General features: G+C 62.8%; 23 protein-coding genes. 15 read left to right on the forward strand and 8 right to left on the reverse strand.

The genetic code is table 11. From position 1 onward, the window contains the following. Positions 1–84: 84 nt before the first annotated feature. Genes HMPREF2526_RS03455 through HMPREF2526_RS03480 form a run of 6 tightly spaced genes read right to left on the reverse strand, consistent with a single transcriptional unit; the run spans position 85 to position 3,134 of the window. Positions 85–651, reverse strand: a complete 567-nt coding sequence (locus HMPREF2526_RS03455) for an Asp23/Gls24 family envelope stress response protein (RefSeq protein ID WP_070545897.1) — start codon at positions 649–651, stop codon at positions 85–87. Continuing rightward, on the reverse strand, positions 644–1,222 hold the full coding sequence (locus HMPREF2526_RS03460; protein ID WP_070545899.1) for a DUF6286 domain-containing protein: 579 nt from the start codon (positions 1,220–1,222) through the stop codon (positions 644–646). Before HMPREF2526_RS03460 ends, HMPREF2526_RS03455 begins: the two co-directional genes overlap by 8 nt. Beyond that, the gene (locus tag HMPREF2526_RS03465) at positions 1,219–2,103 is read right to left on the reverse strand and encodes an Asp23/Gls24 family envelope stress response protein (RefSeq protein WP_246819152.1); all 885 of its coding nucleotides are present in this window, start codon (positions 2,101–2,103) and stop codon (positions 1,219–1,221) included. The genes HMPREF2526_RS03460 and HMPREF2526_RS03465 overlap by 4 nt, the downstream gene beginning before the upstream one ends. After that, the gene (locus tag HMPREF2526_RS03470) at positions 2,103–2,297 is read right to left on the reverse strand and encodes a hypothetical protein (protein WP_010189668.1); all 195 of its coding nucleotides are present in this window, start codon (positions 2,295–2,297) and stop codon (positions 2,103–2,105) included. The genes HMPREF2526_RS03465 and HMPREF2526_RS03470 overlap by 1 nt, the downstream gene beginning before the upstream one ends. 32 nt (positions 2,298–2,329) lie before the next feature. Beyond that, a complete protein-coding gene (locus tag HMPREF2526_RS03475) occupies positions 2,330–2,635 on the reverse strand; it encodes a hypothetical protein (protein ID WP_046648481.1) in 306 nt (101 codons plus the stop codon). A 1-nt stretch (position 2,636) separates the two neighbouring features. Continuing rightward, positions 2,637–3,134 (reverse strand): Asp23/Gls24 family envelope stress response protein, encoded by a 498-nt coding sequence (locus HMPREF2526_RS03480; RefSeq protein WP_046648480.1) that lies wholly within the window; start codon positions 3,132–3,134, stop codon positions 2,637–2,639. Between the two features lie 648 nt (positions 3,135–3,782). On the opposite strand from HMPREF2526_RS03480, the gene rpsJ reads away from it, so the two are divergent. The 11 genes from rpsJ to rpsQ are packed head-to-tail and all read left to right on the forward strand — an operon-like array spanning position 3,783 to position 8,951. Beyond that, the gene (rpsJ, locus tag HMPREF2526_RS03485; protein WP_003848085.1) at positions 3,783–4,088 is read left to right on the forward strand and encodes a 30S ribosomal protein S10; all 306 of its coding nucleotides are present in this window, start codon (positions 3,783–3,785) and stop codon (positions 4,086–4,088) included. 35 nt (positions 4,089–4,123) lie between these two features. Next, a complete protein-coding gene (gene rplC, locus HMPREF2526_RS03490; protein ID WP_010189651.1) occupies positions 4,124–4,780 on the forward strand; it encodes a 50S ribosomal protein L3 in 657 nt (218 codons plus the stop codon). Further along, on the forward strand, positions 4,777–5,439 hold the full coding sequence (gene rplD / locus HMPREF2526_RS03495; protein WP_010189650.1) for a 50S ribosomal protein L4: 663 nt from the start codon (positions 4,777–4,779) through the stop codon (positions 5,437–5,439). The genes rplC and rplD overlap by 4 nt, the downstream gene beginning before the upstream one ends. Next, entirely contained in the window at positions 5,439–5,741 is a 303-nt protein-coding gene (gene rplW, locus HMPREF2526_RS03500) for a 50S ribosomal protein L23 (RefSeq protein WP_046648478.1), read from the forward strand. Before rplD ends, rplW begins: the two co-directional genes overlap by 1 nt. 35 nt (positions 5,742–5,776) lie before the next feature. Next, entirely contained in the window at positions 5,777–6,613 is an 837-nt protein-coding gene (gene rplB / locus HMPREF2526_RS03505) for a 50S ribosomal protein L2 (RefSeq protein WP_010189648.1), read from the forward strand. A gap of 13 nt (positions 6,614–6,626) precedes the next feature. After that, a complete protein-coding gene (gene rpsS / locus HMPREF2526_RS03510; RefSeq protein WP_010189646.1) occupies positions 6,627–6,905 on the forward strand; it encodes a 30S ribosomal protein S19 in 279 nt (92 codons plus the stop codon). A gap of 3 nt (positions 6,906–6,908) precedes the next feature. Further along, the gene (gene rplV / locus HMPREF2526_RS03515) at positions 6,909–7,271 is read left to right on the forward strand and encodes a 50S ribosomal protein L22 (RefSeq protein ID WP_010189645.1); all 363 of its coding nucleotides are present in this window, start codon (positions 6,909–6,911) and stop codon (positions 7,269–7,271) included. Beyond that, on the forward strand, positions 7,271–8,017 hold the full coding sequence (rpsC, locus tag HMPREF2526_RS03520; protein ID WP_049157353.1) for a 30S ribosomal protein S3: 747 nt from the start codon (positions 7,271–7,273) through the stop codon (positions 8,015–8,017). The genes rplV and rpsC overlap by 1 nt, the downstream gene beginning before the upstream one ends. A gap of 3 nt (positions 8,018–8,020) precedes the next feature. Then, positions 8,021–8,437, forward strand: a complete 417-nt coding sequence (gene rplP, locus HMPREF2526_RS03525; protein WP_010189643.1) for a 50S ribosomal protein L16 — start codon at positions 8,021–8,023, stop codon at positions 8,435–8,437. After that, the gene (gene rpmC, locus HMPREF2526_RS03530) at positions 8,437–8,667 is read left to right on the forward strand and encodes a 50S ribosomal protein L29 (RefSeq protein WP_046648476.1); all 231 of its coding nucleotides are present in this window, start codon (positions 8,437–8,439) and stop codon (positions 8,665–8,667) included. Before rplP ends, rpmC begins: the two co-directional genes overlap by 1 nt. 2 nt (positions 8,668–8,669) lie before the next feature. Beyond that, positions 8,670–8,951: a 30S ribosomal protein S17 gene (rpsQ, locus tag HMPREF2526_RS03535; protein WP_010189641.1), complete on the forward strand. Its 282-nt coding sequence runs from the start codon at positions 8,670–8,672 to the stop codon at positions 8,949–8,951. A gap of 91 nt (positions 8,952–9,042) precedes the next feature. Here rpsQ and HMPREF2526_RS03540 read toward each other — a convergent pair whose 3' ends face one another. Then, positions 9,043–9,435: a hypothetical protein gene (locus tag HMPREF2526_RS03540; protein WP_070511311.1), complete on the reverse strand. Its 393-nt coding sequence runs from the start codon at positions 9,433–9,435 to the stop codon at positions 9,043–9,045. After that, positions 9,432–10,307 (reverse strand): carbohydrate kinase family protein, encoded by an 876-nt coding sequence (locus HMPREF2526_RS03545; RefSeq protein ID WP_070546022.1) that lies wholly within the window; start codon positions 10,305–10,307, stop codon positions 9,432–9,434. Before HMPREF2526_RS03545 ends, HMPREF2526_RS03540 begins: the two co-directional genes overlap by 4 nt. A 21-nt stretch (positions 10,308–10,328) precedes the next feature. Between HMPREF2526_RS03545 and HMPREF2526_RS03550 the strand changes: the two genes are divergently transcribed. The 4 genes from HMPREF2526_RS03550 to rplX all read left to right on the forward strand — a co-directional run bounded on the left by HMPREF2526_RS03550 (position 10,329) and on the right by rplX (position 14,702). Next, positions 10,329–11,627, forward strand: coding sequence for a glycoside hydrolase family 32 protein (locus HMPREF2526_RS03550; protein ID WP_070545901.1), 1,299 nt, complete (start codon positions 10,329–10,331; stop codon positions 11,625–11,627). Positions 11,628–11,736: 109 nt separating this feature from the next. Next, positions 11,737–13,746: a sucrose-specific PTS transporter subunit IIBC gene (locus HMPREF2526_RS03555; RefSeq protein ID WP_070545903.1), complete on the forward strand. Its 2,010-nt coding sequence runs from the start codon at positions 11,737–11,739 to the stop codon at positions 13,744–13,746. A 268-nt stretch (positions 13,747–14,014) separates the two neighbouring features. Then, complete coding sequence (rplN, locus tag HMPREF2526_RS03560) at positions 14,015–14,383, forward strand: 50S ribosomal protein L14 (protein ID WP_046648472.1); 369 nt, start codon at positions 14,015–14,017, stop codon at positions 14,381–14,383. A gap of 4 nt (positions 14,384–14,387) precedes the next feature. Continuing rightward, on the forward strand, positions 14,388–14,702 hold the full coding sequence (gene rplX / locus HMPREF2526_RS03565; RefSeq protein WP_005527724.1) for a 50S ribosomal protein L24: 315 nt from the start codon (positions 14,388–14,390) through the stop codon (positions 14,700–14,702).

The raw sequence follows: 14,702 nt of genomic DNA on the forward strand, positions 1-14,702 counted from the left end.
AGATTAAACCAGCACCCGCAACCCCGCAACCGGAAGAAGAAAAACCCTGCTCACGAGTAGTTTTGTGAGCAGGGTAGGTGGTATCTAGAGGACCGCGTTGCGCACCTTCGTGAAGTGGACCTTGTATCGCGTATCCACATCCACGTCAGGGAACGCGGCACGGAAGTCCCGGTCGTTGACTTCGATGGCGTCCTTGATTCGCAGCAACGGGGTATCGGGATCTGCCAGGACCTCGTACTGCAGAGTCGGCCGCGAGCGGTCGTAGGCGACGAGCCGCGAGACCTTCTCCACGCCCTCAACCTCAGCGAGGGTATCCGCCACCGCGCCCGCAATCGCGGACATCCCAGTTTTAATCGCGCCCTCCTCATTCGATTGTTCCGAAGATACCGAGCTAAACCGATGGTGCCGCAGGTTGCTGATCACAAGCCACAGACCGGCTAGGGCGCAGACAATCGTCGCCAAGCCCAGCGCATAGGGCCACCAGCCCTGCTCCGGTAAGCCTGCCCATGTGTCGTGGTCAACCCACGTTGCCAGGTAGGTGGCAAAGGACACGTCGAAGTGAATGAGAATCGGCCACGCGCCCAGAGCAATGAGAAGGACTCCCACGATGGCAAGGATCGTACGGTCCACGCCGGCGAGCGCCTTAGACATTAGCGATCTCCTCCTGTTCATCCTCAAGCACCACGGTGATGTCCGGAGCCGGGGTAATAGCCGCGAGTGCCGCGGTTACCGCCTCAGTCACGCGCTCTTTAAGCTGCGCGTCGTCGGCATCGCCCGTCGCAGTCACCGTAATGCGCGCTTGGTCCTTAGAGATCCGCGCCCTACTGCGCGCTGCCGTAGTTCCTGGCACCCGACGCGCCGTTGCCGACGCCACCCGCGCAATGTCCACCGCGCGCAACCACATCGACGCATCCTCGGAGCCAATCCGCACGTGCGTCGTCTTCCGCGGCGCACACGCCGCCCACAACAAAATCAGCCCGATGAGGATGGCCGCACCGCCGGCCACCAGCATCCACCCGTGGATCTCCGGGGAGGACATCACATCGATGAACGGCTGCAACCACGACGCAGCGCCCTCATCGGCACCCACGACCCAGGCCTCACGCCCCACGACCACGGCGGCGACGAGGAGGACGATGCCCAGAATGATGGTCCAGCCGCGCGCCGGCGGGGAGGCCTTCGGGCGTTGACCAAAGCCAACGGGCAGGGAGCTCTCACTCATAATGGCCTCCTATCGTTGATCGTGATGGCGCGCAGCGGCGCCGGGCGCGGGACGTCTACCCGGCGTGTGAACTGGGCCGAGGGCCGAATCTCAATCGGGCGCAGCTGGAGCGGCTCGGCGTGCGGGGAGCGCAGCGCTGGTGCCTGTGGAACGTCCACGTGCCGCGGCTGGACCGGGCGGGGAGTAGTGATGCGGCGCAACGCGAATTCCTGGGGCGACGCCACCGAACGAACGTTGACGGGCGCGGGGTCAGCAATAACGCGCAGCGGCCGCGGCGCTGCCGTAACGATTGGCCGCAGCTCGTCGTAGCGCTGCTCTGAAGGGCCGAAACCTTCCGTGCGAACCGCAACCTCGGATGGCGTGGCAACACCCCGCACCCGCGGTCCCTCCGGTGCCGCCACGGCACGTACCGGAGCCTCGCGTGGGGCCGCGATGTGGCGCACGGGCGCGCCGTGCGCGGTGGTGATGGGCTTGAGGACACGCTCCGGAACAATCGCCGGGATCTGCGCCGGCAGCGGCGCCCGTGTCTCGACCGCCAAGGCAGTCGTGCGTTCGCCTGCCACGGCGCCACCCACGGTGACGTTGACGCGGGTGGTCCGGAAACCGGTGAAATCACGCACGGCCTCTCGTATCGCCGTGCGAACGGCCGCTGCAACGTCGGTGACGGGGGAGGGCCAGTAGACGGCGATATCGACGTCGACAGCGACCATCTGCGTATCCGGATCCATCTGCGCCATCACGCGCGGAAAGGCGCGGCCGGCCAGGCCGGCAAGTTTGGCGTCGACAGCCGCGGTTCCCGGCACACTCGCGATGGCGGAGCTAATCACCTTCTCCATCGCGCGCAGAGAAAAGCGGGTGCGGCCGTGTTTGGCGGTGCTCACTAGCCTCGGCCTCTATCCTGGCCGACCACGCCCTTCCATACCGCAGTGAGGTCGATGCGGCCGTCGAAATGCGCGCCAATCACGCCACCGACTGCGGCGAGCAGCACCGCGAGCGCGACGTACCACACGCCGAGGTAGATGAAAAAGGCCAGAACCAAGCCGGCGATCACGCCGAGGGAGGTGTAATTCTTCATGGTTTTCCTTTAGTTCTGTGGGTCGGTTCCTTTTAGACCGCGTCGTCGAAGACAACGTCCACGCGGCGCACCGCGGGCCAGGTGACGCGGACGGTGGTGCGGGTGGCGTCGCCAAGCTCGGCGAGGGGAACGCCAGCGCTGACATCAACGACGATGTGCAGCTCCAGGTGCGTGTCATCCTGTGGGCTGGGGCGGCGGATGCCGTGCACGCGCTCACCGGGGAAGAGCAGCGCGACCTCCCCGAACCGGCCGGGCGAAAGCTTGGCGACGCCCCTCAGATCCGTCACCGCCTCCGCTATGGACGTGGCAATGGGGAGGGTGAGCTCGGCAGAGGTCACGTTATGCCTGGCCCTGGGTAACTGCCGGGGCCGTTTCGGCAGACTCGTCTTCTTCGCGCGGCAGCTTGACGTCGTGGACGACGACATCGACACGGTCCACGGACAGGCCGGTCATGCGCTCGACCGCGTTCATGATGTTGCGGCGAATAGCCTCGGCAAGCTCGTGGATGGCCACGCCGTACTCGGCGATGATGGCGATATCAATGGAGGCGGTGCCGTTGTTCACCTCGACGGAAACACCCTGGCGGACGTCCTCGGAAGCACCGAAGGATTCGCGGATGGAACCCATCATGCGGGCGCCACCGCCGCCGAGGGCGGCGACGCCGGAAACCTCGCGGGCGGCGATGCCGGCGATCTTGGACACAACGACATCATCGATGCGGGTGGTGCCAAAATCGGTCTCCAGGTTCTTGTTGCGCTCCGGGGCAGGGGCCGGGGTGGCGTCGTTAGCCGGGGCAGTCTGCTCGGCGACGTCCTTGGGGGTGGTGTTCTCAGCCATGATGGATCCCTCTCACTGTGTAGTTGATTAAGGTCTGTATCTACGTCACGAGCTTAACCTCGAACGCGGTCCGCGGGGCGGCGGAGAGTCAATCCTTGGCCAAAACGTGATGTTACCCACTGTTTCCGCAGGAGTTTGGAAAACGCGAGGTTACGTGCTTAAATACAGGGGTTGCTTTAACACAGCGGCGTAGCCGCAGGCTTCAGCCTGTAGGGCGTCGTTGCTGGTAAGGCGAACATGACACCTTTGTTGTGGAGTTCTTCTGGAACTACACGCGAAGGTCATCCGATCGGGCTAGGTCCGCGCTTGAGCAGAGACAATCCCGAGAAGATGGACCGGAGAAGGGGCATGGCAAATAAACAGCGGCAGTATATGAATAAGACTTTGGTTGCGGATCATTGAGATCTAACGCCCCAGTCTTCTTCCTATTTACTTTGACTACGGGTCTTGTACCCCGTCACGAGCACTGCACTCTGGGCTTTTGCCTTAAGTCACTCTCGTGGTCGTCATGACAGTCAGACAACTGGCGTTGAGCCATGGCTTCCAGCCCGGACAACGTTATAGAGAAATCGAGAAGCAATTTCCCACCGCTTCACGCCCCGGATAGGCCGGGAATGTGAAAGTGGGGAAGCGAGGAAGAGGATAAGCGTGGCGGGACAAAAAATCCGCATTCGGCTGAAGGCCTACGACCACGAGGCCATCGACGCTTCTGCTAAGAAGATCGTCGAGACCGTTACCCGTACGGGTGCTCGTGTTGTCGGCCCGGTGCCGCTCCCAACCGAGAAGAACGTATACGCCGTTATTCGTTCTCCGCACAAGTACAAGGACTCTCGCGAGCACTTCGAGATGCGCACTCACAAGCGCCTCATCGACATTCTCGACCCGACCCCGAAGACCGTTGACGCCCTTATGCGCATCGACCTTCCGGCAAGCGTCGACGTGAATATCCAGTAAGCGATCGACACAACGTATTTGGTGGAGAACAAACAATGAGTGAAAACGAGATCAAGGGAATTCTGGGCACCAAGCTCGGCATGACCCAGGTCTTCGACGAGGAGAACCGCGTTGTGCCGGTGACCGTCGTCGAGGCTGGCCCGTGCGTGGTTACCCAGATCCGTACGAAAGAAACCGATGGCTACAACGCCATCCAGATTGCCTTCGGCGAGAAGGACCCGCGCAAGGTCAACAAGCCTGCAACCGGTCACTTCAAGAAGGCTGGCGTGACCCCGCGCCGTTACGTCGCTGAGATCCGCATGGACGATACCTCCGCATACGAGGTCGGCCAGGAGGTCAAGGTGGATATCTTCGAGGGCGTGTCCTTCGTCGACGTCACCGGCACCACCAAGGGTCACGGCTACGCTGGCGCCATGAAGCGCCACGGCTTCGCAGGCCAGGGCGCTGCCCACGGTAACCAGGCTGCTCACCGCCGCGTTGGTGGCATTGGTGGCGCTTCGTTCCCGGGCCGCGTCTTCAAGGGTAAGCGCATGGCTGGCCGCATGGGCCAGGACCGCGTGACCACCCAGAACCTGAAGATTCAGAAGATTGATGCCGAGTCCAACCTGCTGCTCATCAAGGGTGCTATCCCGGGTGCGCGCGGTGGCCTCGTCACCGTTAAGACCGCAGTGAAGGGCGGTGCACACGCATGAGCAACCTCAAGCTAGACGTCCAGACCGCTGACGGTAAGACCAACGGCACCGTTGAGTTGCCGGCCGAGCTCTTTGACACCGAGGCATCCATTGCTCTGATGCACCAGGTTGTCAACGCACAGCTCGCTGCCGCTCGTCAGGGTACCCACAAGACCAAGACTCGCGGCGAGGTCCGCGGCGGTGGTCGCAAGCCGTTCCGCCAGAAGGGCACCGGCCGCGCCCGCCAGGGCTCCATCCGTGCTCCGCACTACACCGGCGGTGGCACCGTGCACGGCCCGGTCCCGCGTGACTACTCCCAGCGCACCCCGAAGCGCATGATCAAGGCTGCTCTCTACGGCGCACTGTCTGACCGTGCACGCAACGAGCGCATCCACGTCATCGAGGAGCTCGTCCCGGGCCAGACCCCGTCCACCAAGCAGGCCAAGGCTTTCATCGAGCGCCTCACCGACCGCAAGAATGTTCTTCTGGTCATCGGCCGCGAGGACATCAATGCTCGCCGCAGCGCCAACAACCTGCCGAACGTCCAGATCCTGGATGCCGGCCAGCTGAACACCTACGACGTCCTCTACTCGGACGACGTTGTGTTCTCCGTTGAGGCTCTGCACACCTTCGTCGAGCGCGCTACCGGCGCCGCCGAGGAAGCTAAGGAGGAGAAGTAATGGCTAAGCTCGCTAACCCGCGCGACGTCATCATCGCACCGGTTGTGTCCGAGAAGTCCTACGGCCTGATGGAGCAGAACGTCTACACGTTCTACGTCTCCACGGACTCCAACAAGACCCAGATTAAAGATGCCGTCGAGCAGATCTTCGGCGTGAAGGTTGCTTCCGTGAACACCGTGAACCGTGCAGGCAAGCGTAAGCGCACCCGCACCGGCTTCGGTCAGCGTAAGTCCACCAAGCGCGCCTACGTGACGCTCCGTGAAGGCAGCGACTCCATCGACGTCTTCGGCGCAGGCGCTTAAGCCCCTCCGAAGAGCCGAAAGGAAAAGGAAGAATTATGGCTATTCGTAAGTACAAGCCGACAACTCCGGGTCGCCGCGCATCCTCCGTGTCCGAGTTCGAGGAAATCACTCGCTCGACCCCGGAGAAGTCCCTGCTGCGCCCGCTGAGCAAGACTGGTGGTCGTAACAACTACGGCCGCATCACCACCCGCCACATCGGCGGTGGCCACAAGCGCCGTTACCGTCTCATCGACTTCCGTCGTACCGACAAGGACGGCATCCCTGCAAAGGTCGCTCACATCGAGTACGACCCGAACCGTACCGCTAACATCGCCCTCCTGCACTACGCAGACGGCGAGAAGCGCTACATCATCGCCCCGAAGGGCCTGAAGCAGGGCACCATCGTTGAGGCTGGTCCGAACGCAGATATCAAGGTTGGCAACAACCTGCCGCTGCGCAACATCCCGACCGGTACCACCATCCACGCTGTGGAGCTCAAGCCGGGCGCTGGCGCTAAGCTGGCTCGCTCCGCTGGTGCCTCCATCCAGCTGCTGGGTAAGGAAGGCAAGTACGCCATCCTGCGTATGCCGTCCTCCGAGATCCGTCGCGTCGACATCCGTTGCCGCGCCACCGTCGGTGAGGTTGGCAACGCCGACCAGATGAACATCCGTTGGGGCAAGGCCGGCCGTATGCGTTGGAAGGGCGTCCGCCCGACCGTCCGCGGTGTCGTTATGAACCCGGTCGACCACCCGCACGGTGGTGGTGAGGGTAAGACCTCGGGTGGTCGCCACCCGGTGTCGCCGTGGGGCCACAAGGAAGGCCGCACCCGCAACCCGAACCGTTACTCGAACAACATGATCGTGCGCCGTCGTCGCCCGAACAAGAAGCGCTAAGAGGAGGTAAACAATGCCACGCAGCCTTAAGAAGGGCCCGTTCGTCGATGAGCACCTCCTCAACAAGGTTGATGCTCAGAACGAGGCCGGCACCAAGCAGGTCATCAAGACCTGGTCTCGCCGCTCCACCATCCTGCCCGACTTCATCGGTCACACCTTCGCCGTCCACGACGGTCGTAAGCATGTCCCGGTGTTCGTCGAGGACTCCATGGTTGGTCACAAGCTCGGTGAGTTCGCACCCACCAAGACCTTTAAGGGTCACGTTAAGGACGACAAGAAGGGACGTCGATAAGCGATGAGTGACACCATCACCTCCGCATCCGCAACGGCTCGCTACGTCCGCGTTACCCCGATGAAGGCACGCCGCGTCATCGACCTGGTCCGCGGTAAGTCCGTAGCCGAGGCACTTGCAATCCTGAAGTACGCTCCGCAGGGCGCCGCTGAGCCGGTTGCCAAGGTTGTTGCATCCGCAGCTGCCAACGCTGAGAACAACTTCGGTCTGGATCCACGCACCCTGGTCATCTCCGAGGCATACGCCAACGAGGGTCCGACCATGCGTCGTTTCCAGCCGCGCGCACAGGGCCGCGCATTCATGATTCGTAAGCGCACCAGCCACATCACCGTGGTTGTCGAGAGCCAGAAGGAAGGGGCCAAGTAATGGGCCAGAAGATCCATCCTCACGGCCTACGTTTGGGCATCACTTCCGACTGGAAGACCCACTGGTACGCCGATAAGGACTACGCAAACTACGTAGCCGAAGACATCAAGATCCGCGAGTACCTGGAGAAGGGCCTCGACCGCGCCGGCATCGCCGACGTCGTCATCGAGCGCACCCGCGACCGCGTCCGCGTGGACATTCACACCGCCCGCCCGGGCATCGTGATTGGCCGCCGCGGTGCTGAGGCTGACCGCATCCGCCGTGAGCTGGAGAAGCTCACTGGCAAGATGGTCGCCCTCAACATCCTCGAGGTCAAGCAGGTCGACGCCAACGCAAACCTGGTTGCACAGTCCATCGCTGAGCAGCTGGTTAACCGCGTTGCTTTCCGCCGCGCAATGCGCAAGGCCATCCAGTCCGCTATGCGCCAGCCGCAGGTTAAGGGTATTAAGATCCTCCTGGCTGGTCGTCTGGGCGGCGCTGAGATGTCCCGCACCGAGCGCTACCACGAGGGTCGCGTTCCGCTGCACACCCTTCGCGCCGAGATCGACTACGGCACCGCAGAGGCCCACACCACCTTCGGCCGCATTGGCATCAAGGTGTGGATCTACAAGGGTGACGTTGTCGGTGGCGTCCGCGAGTCCGAACTGAACGCTCCGGCGCAGGGCCGTGGCCGCGGTGACCGCAACGGTCGTCCGCGTCGTGGTGGCCAGCGTCGCCAGCGCGCACAGCAGAAGCAGGAGGGCTAATCCATGCTGATTCCTAAGCGCGTCAAGTACCGTCGTCAGCACCGCCCGACCCGCTCGGGTGTGTCCAAGGGCGGTAACCGCATCAACTTCGGTGACTACGCCATCCAGGCTCTCGAGCCGGCGTACATCACCAACCGCCAGATTGAGGCCGCACGTATTGCCATCAACCGCCACGTCAAGCGTGGTGGCAAGGTGTGGATCAACATCTTCCCGGACCGTCCGCTGACCCAGAAGCCGCTCGGCGTGCGTATGGGTTCCGGTAAGGGTCCCGTCGAGAAGTGGGTTGCCAACGTTAAGCCGGGCCGCATCCTCTTCGAGATGACCTACCCGAACGAGGCTACCGCCATCGAGGCCCTGCGCCGCGCTGGTCAGAAGCTTCCGTGCAAGGTCCGCATCATCAAGAAGGAGGACCAGTTCTAATGGCTAACGGTACCCCCGCCCACGAGTTCCGCGAGCTCGACAACGCTGAGCTGGAGAACCGCCTGAAGGACGCGAAGGAAGAGCTCTTCAACCTTCGTTTCCAGAAGGCCACCGGCCAGCTGACCAACAACCGCCGCATCGGCACGGTTAAGCGCGACATTGCCCGCATCTACACCGTTCTGCGCGAGCGCGAGCTGGGCCTGTCCGTTGCTCCGGGAGCTGAGGCTTAATCATGAGTGAGGCAAACGTGAACACTAAGAAGGAAAAGGGCGCTCGCAAGACCCGCACCGGCATCGTTGTCTCCGACAAGATGAATAAGACCATCGTTGTCGAGCTCGAGGACCGCAAGCAGCACGCCCTCTACGGCAAGATCATGCGCACTAACAAGAAGGTTAAGGCGCACGACGAGAACGAGACCGCCGGCATCGGCGACCGCGTTCTCATCGCCGAGACTCGCCCGCTGTCCAAGGACAAGCACTTCCGTCTCGTCGAGATCGTGGAGAAGGCTAAGTAAAATCTAGCCCTCTTCTACGTGAATAGCCCCCACGGTTATCGTGGGGGCTATTTTTGATCCTGCACGGCGCTCTTCTCCGAGACCAGATCCTCTAGCGCGCGCCGCGGTGTGTGAGCGCAATGGCAAGGCAAAACGCACTGAGCACCGCGCCGACCGCGAGAAGGAACGTGCCGATGCGGTAGGGCGTAGTGCTGGTCACGTCGATGGTGTTAAAGATCTGAACCCAGACCAACCAGCCTGCGATGAGCGTGCCCGCCCCGAGGGCGGTGAGCGCGCGCAGGCCGCGGGTGGGGCGTTGGGTGGGGGAGAAGGCGTGGTAGGAGGCGTCGATAAGCGCTAGCACGGCAAGGATGACCGATGTCCAGGCCGCGACGGGCACCGGGAGCAGGGCCGAGGTGCCGAAGAATACCGGCAGGAGGAAACATATCGCGACGAGAACGAGGAGAACCGCGTTCAACACCGCCGCGCGCAGGGGATAGTTCACAGCCGCGCCTCTACTTCGGTGCGTGTGGGCGGCTGGGCGCCGGTGCGTGAGACCGTGATCGCAGCGGCAGCCGCCGCAAACTGCAGGATCTCGCGCCAGTCTTCGGCGCTGAGCTCGGCTGCAGTCCCGTCCCGTTCAGCCAGAAGCGTCAGGAGTGCAGCCATCACCGTGTCGCCCGCGCCGATGGTGTCCGCCACCTCGACGTTCACCGGCGGGACCTCCAATGACACCGACGCCGTGCGTACGCTCAGCCCGTCCGCCCCGCGCGTGGTGACCACCACCGGTACCTGCTCCAGTGCCCCAGCCCCAAGGAAATCAACCTCTTCTTCACTGAGCTTCAGCAGCGTGACGTGGGGAAGCAGACTCAGCAGGAACTCGCGGTGCTCCGCAGTGGCGAAGAAGGGCCGGATATTCGGGTCCAGCGCCACCTTCGTCCCGCGCGCAGCCAAGTCCTTGAGAAGCGCGGCATAGCGCGAGGCGCCCGGCTCCAGCGCTAGGGAGACGGTGCCGAAGCAGGCCCAGGGGACGTCGGCAAGCGCGGGCTCTACGAAGCGGTCGGCAGTACCCTCCGTGTAAAAGGAATAGGTGGCCGAGCCGTCGTCGGCGATGTTGCACACCGCCAGCGTGGTGGGTTCCTCGCCGCGCTGCACGAGGGAGGTGTCCACGCCCTCCTCGGTGAGACGCTCCTCCAGCGCACAGCCGAATGCGTCCTTCGATAGACGGGACTGAAAGCCCACGTCAGCGCCCAATCGCCCGGCTGCCACCGCCACGTTGAAGGGGCCGCCACCCAACGCCGGTTGGAGGTCAGCCAGCTGCCCGCGGCCACGCGGCACAAGATCAACGAGGCCTTCGCCACACACCATAATGTCCATAGAGCCCATACTATCGAGGGCATGAACTACCGTCCGCTTTTTCATCTCTCCCCGCCCTCCGGCCGCTTGAATGACCCGAACGGAATCTTCCTTGATGGCGATACGCTGCACGTCTACTACCAGCACGACCCGTGCTTCCCACACGCTAAGAAGCAAACGGGGTGGGCGCACGCAGTAGCATCGCTGAGCGCCGCGCAACCGTGGCGGCACTACCCGGACGCGCTGTTTCCCATCCGTGAGCATGACGCCCACGGCTGCTACTCGGGCGGCGCAGTGGTCGACGGCGAGGACGTCTGGCTGTTCTATACCGGCAACCTTAAGCGCGATGGCGTACGGATTCCCTCGCAGAACCGCGTGCGCGTGGTGGACCCCTCCGGCCCGGCAGGTGGTTTCTACGAACACGACCCGGCCAACCCACTCATCAATGGGCCCGCGGAGGGGTTCACGGGACACTACCGGGATCCCCAGATCACCCGTGATGATGCGGGCTGGCGCATGGTGCTCGGCGCGCAAGCGGAGGATGAAACGGGGCACGTGGTGCTCTACCGCTCCACGGACTTGGCGCACTGGTCCTTTGAAGGCGCGCTCACGTTCGATACCAGCCAGGCCGAGCCGGGCCTGAGCCCTGACCTCGTGCCGGGCGGCTACATGTGGGAATGCCCCAACCTTCTGACGCTGCGTGACCGCGCTACGGGCGAGGACAAGGACGTCCTGGTCATCTGCCCGCAAGGTCTCGAGCCGGTGCTTGCCGACGGCTCCACGCACTACGCTTCCTCCGACCAGTGCGGCTACCTCGTGGGCCGACTCGATGGCACGGTCTTCCACGTGGAGCGTGGTTTCAGTGAGCTGGACTATGGCCACCAGTTCTACGCGCCACAGGTGGTGGAGAAGGACGGCGAAGCCATCATGCTGGGGTGGATGGGCTTGCCGGCGCAGGATGACACCCCGACTGTGAAAGAAGGGTGGGTCCACACGCTCACTCTGCCGCGGCGCGTGTGGTTGGAGGATGGCTGGCTGCGCCAGGCTCCGGTCTGGGAGCTGCCGGAAAGCGACTCGGTTGCAACGCTTCAGGCAGGCGAGGGCACGTACGCGCTTGTCGACGACTCCGGGGCCGAAGCCTTCCGCGTCACCTACGGCGGGGGAGAACTCTGCTTGGCTTGCGGCGGTGATGAGCGCGTCGTGCCGTGTCCGGCTGGTTCCCTGGAACTCATCGCGGATGGCTGCGCGGTGGAGGTCTTTGCGGGCGATGGGCGGATTGCGGGGGCGTCGGCGGTTTTTGGTGCCAGCGGCGCTCGCTGGAAGGGCTGGGAAGCCCGATAGGGTGTGAATCTTCCTATATTTGTGCCCGAATGCTTGGCTTTCTGTGGGGTGGCGTGTCTAATGGAAGGTGACACTACATAATTCATCTCACTCTAGGAGGCACGGCGGCATGGATCACTCACAAGTCGCGGAGCGAATCCTGAAAGCCATCGGCGGCGAAGACAACATCGTGGCGCTCGCGCACTGCGCCACCCGCCTGCGCATGGTGCTCAAAGACAGCAAGAAGGTCGACAAGGCTGCGCTGGAAAACGATCCGGACCTCAAGGGCATCTTTGAGGCCGGCGGTATGTTCCAGGTCATCGTTGGCCCGGGCGATGTCAACATCGTCTTCGACCAGCTCAACAAGATAACCACCCAGGACATCGCGGTCTCCACGGACAAGCTCAAGGACATTGCCGCCGATTCCGGCAACTGGTTCTCCCGCGCGGTGAAGGTCCTCGCGGATATCTTCGTGCCGCTCATCCCGATTCTGGTCGGTGGCGGTCTGCTCATGGCGCTCAATAACGTGCTCACCGTCAACGGCCTCTTCGGTGAGCAGTCCGTTATTGAGATGTTCCCGGCTATGGCCGATGTTGCCGGGCTTATCAACCTCTTGGCCTCCGCGCCGTTTGCGTTCTTGCCTATTTTGGTGGGCTTTACCGCCACCAAGCGTTTTGGCGGCAACGAGTTCCTCGGCGCCGGCATGGCTATGGCGATGGTGATGCCGGACTTGGTCAACGGTTACCAGGTAGCCGCGACCATCGAAGCAGGGGAGATGCCCTATTGGAACATCTTCGGCCTCGACGTGGCCCAAGCCGGCTACCAAGGTTCCATCCTGCCCATTCTGGTCATCGCCTGGATTCTTGCCACGATTGAGAAGTTCCTGCACAAGCACCTCAAGGGCACGGTGGACTTCCTGCTTACCCCGCTGCTGACGTTGCTGGTGACGGGCTTCATCACCTTTATTGCGGTGGGTCCGGTGCTGCGCACCGCTGGCGACATGCTCGGTGCTGGCCTGAATGACCTCTACACGTTCGCCGGCCCGGTGGGCGGCTTCATCTTTGGTCTGTTCTACTCGCCGATTGTCATCACGGGTCTGCACCAGTCCTTCCCGCCGATCGAGACCATGCTGTGGAACGAGGGCGGCTCCTTCATCTTTGCGGTGGCTTCCGTGGCCAACATTGCCCAGGGTGGCGTGGCCCTGGCGGTCTACTTCCTGACCCGCTCTGAGAAGCTCAAGGGCCTGTCTGGTGCCTCGGGCGTATCCGCACTCTTCGGCATTACCGAGCCCGCCATCTTCGGTGTGAACCTGCGACTGCGCTGGCCGTTCTACATCGGTATGGGCGCGTCCGCGATTGCTGCGACGCTCATTGCGCTTTTCGACGTCAAAGCCACCGCCCTCGGCGCCGCCGGCTTCATCGGCTTCGTGTCCATGCGCCCCGAGGACTACACGCAGTTCTTCATCTGCGCCTTTACCTCTTTGCTCCTTTCCTTCGGCGTGGCCTTTGCTTATGGCCGCTACCTGATTGCCAAGAACGGTTCCATCGATCCTGATGAGACCGGTGCTGCTACCGGTGCCGGCGTAGGCGGTGCGGTTCCGGCCGCTACCGCTGACCCGAACGCCTATCGCGTGGCCTCCCCGCTGGCTGGTACTGCTATCGCTTTGGAGTCGGTCTCGGATCCGATGTTCGCGGCGGGCAAGCTGGGCGCTGGCGCGGCCGTCGAGCCCTCCGAGGGGCGTCTGGTCTCCCCGATCGACGGCAAGGTCACCGTCACCTTCCCCTCCAAACACGCGTATGCCGTGCGCGGCAAGGACGCCGACGGCAACAACGTGGACATCCTCATGCACATCGGCTTCGATACCGTGAACCTGAAGGGCGAACACTTCACCTCGCACGTCTCCAAGGGCGATGAGGTGAAAGCCGGCGACCTCCTCTGCGAGTTCGACATTGATGCGATCAAGGCCGCCGACTACCCGGTGACCACGCCGGTCGTCGTGTCTAACTCGAAGAAGACGGGTCCGGTCCTCCCGGCCTACCACCCCGGAGAGGGCATCTCCGTCGGCGATGCGCTTTTGACGGTGGACCCGAAGCCGGAACCGGCTGATGCTGCAACTGCTGCATCAACCTCGAAGGCCTAGGAGTGCGTGAACCTGCACTGTGGGGTGAGAACAGGTGGGGAAGTGGTGCAGCGCGCGATTTGGGGAAACAGCGGCGAGCATGCTTGAATGTATGGGTTGCATATGGCCGGTCGGTGCAGCGCGATGCGTTTCCGAATCGCCGCACCGAGACCCTTCGACCGCTGTGAACAGCGAGTTCGTCGCACAGCCTGTGCCACGTAAGCAAGTAGACCAGGTGTGTCAAGGACGGAAATCTTGACGCACGTTAATCCAGGTCAGGAGACCCATAGTGATTCAGCAAGAATCGCGTCTGCGCGTCGCCGACAACTCCGGTGCACGAGAGATCCTCGTCATCCGCGTTCTCGGCGGCTCCGTTCGACGTTTCGCTGGCATTGGTGACATTGTCGTCGCCACTGTCAAGGAAGCCATCCCGGGTGGCAACGTAAAGGAAGGCGATGTCGTCAAGGCCGTCATCGTCCGTGCCAAGAAGGAGACCCGTCGTCCGGACGGCTCCTACATCGCATTCGATGAAAACGCCGCAGTTATTCTCAAGGGTGACAACGAGCCGCGCGGTACCCGCATCTTCGGCCCGGTTGCTCGCGAACTTCGTGACAAGCGCTTCATGAAGATCGTTTCTCTCGCACCGGAGGTGATCTAATCTTATGAAGATTCATAAGGGCGATATGGTGATCGTTATTTCGGGCCCGGACAAGGGCGCGAAGGGCAAGGTCATCGAGGCATACCCGAAGCGCGACAAGGTCCTCGTTGAGGGCGTCAACCGCGTCAAGAAGCACGTTGCTAACTCCGCTACCGAGCGTGGCGCCGAGTCCGGCGGAATCGTTACCCAGGAAGCTCCGATCCACGTGTCCAACGTTGCGATCGTTGACTCCGAGGGTAACCCGACCCGCGTGGGCTACCGTTTCGACGAAAACGGCAAGAAGGTCCGCATCGCACGTAGCAACGGGAAGGACATCTAA

Origin of the sequence: Corynebacterium sp. HMSC070E08, assembly GCF_001808895.1 — a bacterium.
In the GTDB taxonomy this organism is placed as follows: Bacteria; Actinomycetota; Actinomycetes; order Mycobacteriales; family Mycobacteriaceae; genus Corynebacterium; species Corynebacterium hiratae.

Coding starts and splice junctions, on each gene's coding strand:
- HMPREF2526_RS03455 (WP_070545897.1), bottom strand. CDS start 651: ATGTCTAAGGCGCTCGCCGGCGTGGACCGTACGATCCTTGCCATCGTG.
- HMPREF2526_RS03460 (WP_070545899.1), bottom strand. CDS start 1,222: ATGAGTGAGAGCTCCCTGCCCGTTGGCTTTGGTCAACGCCCGAAGGCC.
- HMPREF2526_RS03470 (WP_010189668.1), bottom strand. CDS start 2,297: ATGAAGAATTACACCTCCCTCGGCGTGATCGCCGGCTTGGTTCTGGCC.
- HMPREF2526_RS03480 (WP_046648480.1), bottom strand. CDS start 3,134: ATGGCTGAGAACACCACCCCCAAGGACGTCGCCGAGCAGACTGCCCCG.
- rplC (WP_010189651.1), top strand. CDS start 4,124: ATGAGTGAAAACGAGATCAAGGGAATTCTGGGCACCAAGCTCGGCATG.
- rplD (WP_010189650.1), top strand. CDS start 4,777: ATGAGCAACCTCAAGCTAGACGTCCAGACCGCTGACGGTAAGACCAAC.
- rplW (WP_046648478.1), top strand. CDS start 5,439: ATGGCTAAGCTCGCTAACCCGCGCGACGTCATCATCGCACCGGTTGTG.
- rplB (WP_010189648.1), top strand. CDS start 5,777: ATGGCTATTCGTAAGTACAAGCCGACAACTCCGGGTCGCCGCGCATCC.
- rpsS (WP_010189646.1), top strand. CDS start 6,627: ATGCCACGCAGCCTTAAGAAGGGCCCGTTCGTCGATGAGCACCTCCTC.
- rplV (WP_010189645.1), top strand. CDS start 6,909: ATGAGTGACACCATCACCTCCGCATCCGCAACGGCTCGCTACGTCCGC.
- rpsC (WP_049157353.1), top strand. CDS start 7,271: ATGGGCCAGAAGATCCATCCTCACGGCCTACGTTTGGGCATCACTTCC.
- rplP (WP_010189643.1), top strand. CDS start 8,021: ATGCTGATTCCTAAGCGCGTCAAGTACCGTCGTCAGCACCGCCCGACC.
- rpmC (WP_046648476.1), top strand. CDS start 8,437: ATGGCTAACGGTACCCCCGCCCACGAGTTCCGCGAGCTCGACAACGCT.
- rpsQ (WP_010189641.1), top strand. CDS start 8,670: ATGAGTGAGGCAAACGTGAACACTAAGAAGGAAAAGGGCGCTCGCAAG.
- HMPREF2526_RS03545 (WP_070546022.1), bottom strand. CDS start 10,307: ATGGACATTATGGTGTGTGGCGAAGGCCTCGTTGATCTTGTGCCGCGT.
- HMPREF2526_RS03550 (WP_070545901.1), top strand. CDS start 10,329: ATGAACTACCGTCCGCTTTTTCATCTCTCCCCGCCCTCCGGCCGCTTG.
- HMPREF2526_RS03555 (WP_070545903.1), top strand. CDS start 11,737: ATGGATCACTCACAAGTCGCGGAGCGAATCCTGAAAGCCATCGGCGGC.
- rplX (WP_005527724.1), top strand. CDS start 14,388: ATGAAGATTCATAAGGGCGATATGGTGATCGTTATTTCGGGCCCGGAC.